Below are 4,158 nucleotides of genomic sequence, written 5' to 3'. Positions count from 1 at the left end.
CCCCTGACCCGCCGCAGACCCGATGCGGCCCGCCCCGCCACCCGCAGGGCGGGCCCCCCGGCCGGGCGCACCGTCGGCGGTGAACCCCGTCCGCACCCCGCGCATCCGTGGAGTGCCGTCCCTCTCGAACGTTCCAGGGAGATCCCTCATGTCCCGCAAGTCCCAGGTCCGCTCCTGGCGGGCCGGCGTGCTGGTCGCGGCCGCTGCCGCCGGCACGCTGAGCACCTTCACCCCGGCCGTCGCCGTGGTCGGCGACCCGGCCGCGGACGGCACCTACGCCTACACCGCGCGCCTGGTGATCGGCGACAACGTGCGCGCCTGCACCGGCGTGCTGGTGGACCGCTACTGGGTGGCCACCGCGGCCTCCTGCTTCTCCGACGACCCGGCGCAGCCGCAGGCCCTCGCGGCGGGCGCGCCCAAGTGGAAGACCACCGCCACCATCGGCCGCACCGACCTGACGACCGGCGCGGGCACGGTGACGGAGGTCGTGGAGCTGGCGCCGCGCCAGGACCGTGACCTGGTCCTCGCCCGGCTGGCCAAGCCCGTCACCGACATCGCCCCGATCGCGGTCGCCACCACCGCCCCCAGCGCCGGGGAGACGCTGCGGGTGCCCGGGTACGGCCGGACCAAGGCCGAGTGGATCACGAACAAGCTGCACAGCGGCGCGTTCAGCCTCGACACCGTGAGCGCGACCGGCATCGGCACCACCGGTACCGGCGGCGCGGCGGTCTGCAAGGGCGACACGGGCGCCCCGGCGATCCGCCAGGTCAACGGCAGGGCCGAGCTGGTGGCCGTGGCCTCCCGCTCCTGGCAGGGCGGCTGCCTGGGCGTGCCCGCCACCGAGACCCGCACCGGCGCGTACTCCTCCCGCGTCGACGACCTCGGCGGGTGGATCGACCAGGTCCGCGGCGGCTGGTGGGACACCGTCACCGCCAACCCGGCCGCCCGCAGCTCGGTCTACGACCCGGTCCGGAAGATCTCCACGGTCTTCGCCGTCGACAGCAACCGCCACGTGGTGTTCTCCTCCAGCCCGGACGGCACGAACTGGAGCGGCTGGGCGCAGGTCGGTGGCAACTGGGAGTTCGCGAGCGTTCCCACCGCGCTGTACAACCCCTCCACCGGCGGCACCGAGCTGTTCGCGATCGGCACGGACGGCGTGCTGTCCCAGACCTACTGGATGCCGGACGGCCAGGGCTGGCGCGAGTGGTACTTCCAGGACCGCGGCCCGAGGTTCACCGGCAGCCCCACCGCCGTCTACAACCCGGCGACGAGGACCGTGGAGGTCTTCGCCACCCGGACCACCGGGCTCGTCGCGCACGCGTACTACACCCAGGGCACGACGGGGTGGAGCGGCTGGACCGACCTCCGGGGCAACGGGGAGTTCGTGAGCAGCCCGAGCGCCGTGTACAACCCTTCCACCGGTGGCATCGAGCTGTCCGCGATCAACAACGACGGCGTACTCAAGCAGACCTACTGGAAGTCGGACGGCCAGGGCTGGCGCGACTGGTACGCCCAGGACTCCGGCTGGACGTTCTCCGGCAGTCCCACGTCCGCCTACAACCCGGTCACCAGGACCGTGGAGGTCTTCGCCACCCGGACCAGCGGGGTCGTCGCGCACGCGTACTACACGCCGGGCATGACGAAGTGGAGCGGCTGGTACGAGATCCCCGGCCGGCAGTTCGCGGGCTCGCCGTCGGCGGTCTTCGACCCCGCCACCGGTGGTTTCAAGTTGTTCGTGGTCGGCGGTGACGGTGTCCTCGCCCGCGCCGAGTGGCAGCCCGACGACAAGCGGTGGCGCGACTGGACGTCCGTCGGGGACTGGAAGTTCACCACCGGCCGCTTCCCGACCGTGACGTTCAACGCCACGGCGGGCGTGCTGGACCTCTTCGCCACCGGGCAGAACGGCGCCCTGAACCACGTCACCTACAAGGCCGACCCGGTCCCGGGCGGTTGGGGCGGCTGGACGACGATCGAAGGCAGGACGATGATCACCGGCTGACCGGCGGCACCGAGGGCTGGAAGCACTCCGGGCCCGGCCGTTCCCCCGATCGGTCGGGGGAACGGCCGGGCCCGGGTCGTCGGGCGGGCCGACAGGGCCGTCGGAGCCGGAGGCGCCGTCAGAGCCGTTCGGGCACCGGGTTGCCGACGGCCTCGATGGCGCGGCGGACCGGCACCTTCAACAGGACGACGAAACCGATGACGAAGAAGATCAGCAACGAGATGATCGCCGAGCGGTAGCTGCCGGTGATCTGGTAGGCGAGGCCGAAGACCAGCGGGCCCATCCAGCTGGTGCCGCGGTCGCTGACCTTGTAGAAGCTGAAGTACTCGGCCTCCTTGCCCGGCGGGACGAGGTGGGAGAACAGGGAGCGCGAGAGCGCCTGGCTGCCGCCGAGCACCAGGCCGATCATGCAGGCCAGGGCGTAGAACCAGGCGGGCTGGTGGGCGGGCATGAAGTAGCCCAGGGCCAGCGTGACGACCCAGCCGACCAGCGAGCCGAGGATGGTCCGCTTGGCGCCGTACCGGTGGGCGATCCGGCCGAGCAGCAGGGCGCCGCCGATCGCCACGACCTGGACCAGGAGGACGGCGGTGACCAGCGAGGTCTGCTCCATGCCGAGTTCCTCGCTGCCGTAGAGCGAGGCCTGGGAGACGACGGTCTGGATGCCGTCGTTGTAGCAGAGGAAGGCGGCGAGGTAGAGCAGCGTGAGCGGGTGCTTGCGCATGCCGCGCAGGGTGGTGGCGAGTTGGCGCAGGCTGCCGCCGGCGGGCTCGCCGTCCTCGGCCGGGGCCGCGGTGGGGCTGGGGGCGATGCCGGCCCGGGAGGGCAGCCGCAGCATCGGGACGACGGTGAACAGCGCCCACCACAGGCCGGCCGAGGCGAGGCAGATCCGCACGGCGGTGCCGGAGTCCAGGCCGAACGCGTCGTGGCCCTGGAAGAGCGCCAGGTTGGCGATCAGCAGCAGTCCGCCGCCCGCGTAGCCGTAGGCCCAGCCCTTGGAGGAGACCTTGTCGCGCTCGTCGGGGGAGGCCAGGCCGGGCAGGTAGGCGTAGGAGAGCGCGACCGAGACCGCGTACGAGATGTTGGCGACCACCAGCAGTGCGCCGCCGAGCAGGTAGCGGTCGCCCTGGAGGAGGAACATCCCCATCGTGGCGAGCGAGCCGAGGTACGCGAAGCCGCACATCAGTTCCTTGTGCCGGCCGGTGCGGTCGGCGACCGTGCCGGTGAACAGCATCACCGCGACCGAGAGCAGCACGGAGAAGGAGACCGTGTAGGGGAAGAACGATCCTGCACGGATCGTCAGGCCGAGCGGGTGCACATTGCCGGCCGCGTCGGCGGCGTCCTTGGCGACGGAGGTCAGGTACGGGCCGAGGAACACGGTCAGGACGGTGGCCGAGAAGGCGGCGTTGGCCCAGTCGTTGACGTACCAGCCGAACTGTATCCGGCGCAGGGACCGTCCGTCGTCGTCGGCGGCCGCGGGGCCGGCCGCGGGATCGGTCGGTGGGTCGTCCGGCAGGTGCGTCGCCGAGTTCGTGGTGCTCATGGGGTTCCCATCACCGTGCTGGAGCCGGTACTGCCGTCCGTCCAGCAGCCGCGCTCGCCGAGGACGTCCCGCAGGACGTCGATGCGATCGGCCATGATGCCATCCACGCCCAGGTCGAGGAGAGCCCTGATCCGTGTGGGATCGTCCACAGTCCAGACGTGCACCTGGAGCCCGAGCCGGTGGGCGGTGCGGACGAAGGCCCGGTCGACCACCCGGACGCCCCGGTGACGCTCCGGCACCTGGGCGCACAGCCCGGCGAACGGCGCCCCCCGGCGCCGGGACAGCGGCCCCGGACCGGCGGACGGCAGGAACGATTCGGCCAGCGAACGCAGCCGCAGCCGGGCGACCTCGCGGGGGCCGAGCGAGGTGGCCAGCCGGGGACCGGCGGCGGCGCGGACGGCGGCCAGCCGGGTGTCGGAGAAGCCGCCGACGCAGACCCGGTCCCAGGCGTCGGTCCGGCGGATCGCCTCGACCAGCGGACCGACGGCCGGCGCCGCCTTGACGTCGATGTTGAAACGGGCGCCGGGGAACGCGCCGAGCAGGTCCTCCAGCAGCGGCACCGGCTCGGTCCCGCCGATCCGGGCCCGCCTGACGGCCTCCCAGGGCAGCTCCGCCACCG

The 4,158-nt window shown here is 72.7% G+C and carries 3 protein-coding genes; 1 reads left to right on the top strand and 2 read right to left on the bottom strand.

Annotation, left to right across the window (positions count from 1 at the left end; translation table 11 throughout):
• Nucleotides 1–148 precede the first annotated feature (148 nt).
• Nucleotides 149–1,999 carry a trypsin-like serine protease gene (locus ACIQOV_RS30575; protein WP_401053848.1) on the top strand — a complete coding sequence of 617 codons (1,851 nt, stop codon included), beginning with the start codon at nt 149–151 and terminating at the stop codon, nt 1,997–1,999.
• A 118-nt stretch (nt 2,000–2,117) separates the two neighbouring features.
• Here ACIQOV_RS30575 and ACIQOV_RS30570 read toward each other — a convergent pair whose 3' ends face one another.
• Both ACIQOV_RS30570 and ACIQOV_RS30565 read right to left on the bottom strand, forming a co-directional pair.
• Nucleotides 2,118–3,539 carry an MFS transporter gene (locus tag ACIQOV_RS30570; protein WP_401053846.1) on the bottom strand — a complete coding sequence of 474 codons (1,422 nt, stop codon included), beginning with the start codon at nt 3,537–3,539 and terminating at the stop codon, nt 2,118–2,120.
• Nucleotides 3,536–4,158: glycerophosphodiester phosphodiesterase family protein (locus ACIQOV_RS30565; protein WP_401053845.1), on the bottom strand; the 623-nt coding region annotated here is incomplete at its 5' end. The genes ACIQOV_RS30565 and ACIQOV_RS30570, both read right to left, overlap by 4 nt.

The organism is Kitasatospora sp. NPDC091257, from assembly GCF_044757675.1.
GTDB lineage: Bacteria > Actinomycetota > Actinomycetes > Streptomycetales > Streptomycetaceae > Kitasatospora > Kitasatospora lactacystinica.
The sequence above is the reverse complement of the archived record's forward strand: the minus strand, read 5'-3'. Positions and strand labels throughout refer to the sequence as shown.

Coding starts and splice junctions, on each gene's coding strand:
- ACIQOV_RS30575 (WP_401053848.1), top strand. CDS start 149: ATGTCCCGCAAGTCCCAGGTCCGCTCCTGGCGGGCCGGCGTGCTGGTC.
- ACIQOV_RS30570 (WP_401053846.1), bottom strand. CDS start 3,539: ATGAGCACCACGAACTCGGCGACGCACCTGCCGGACGACCCACCGACC.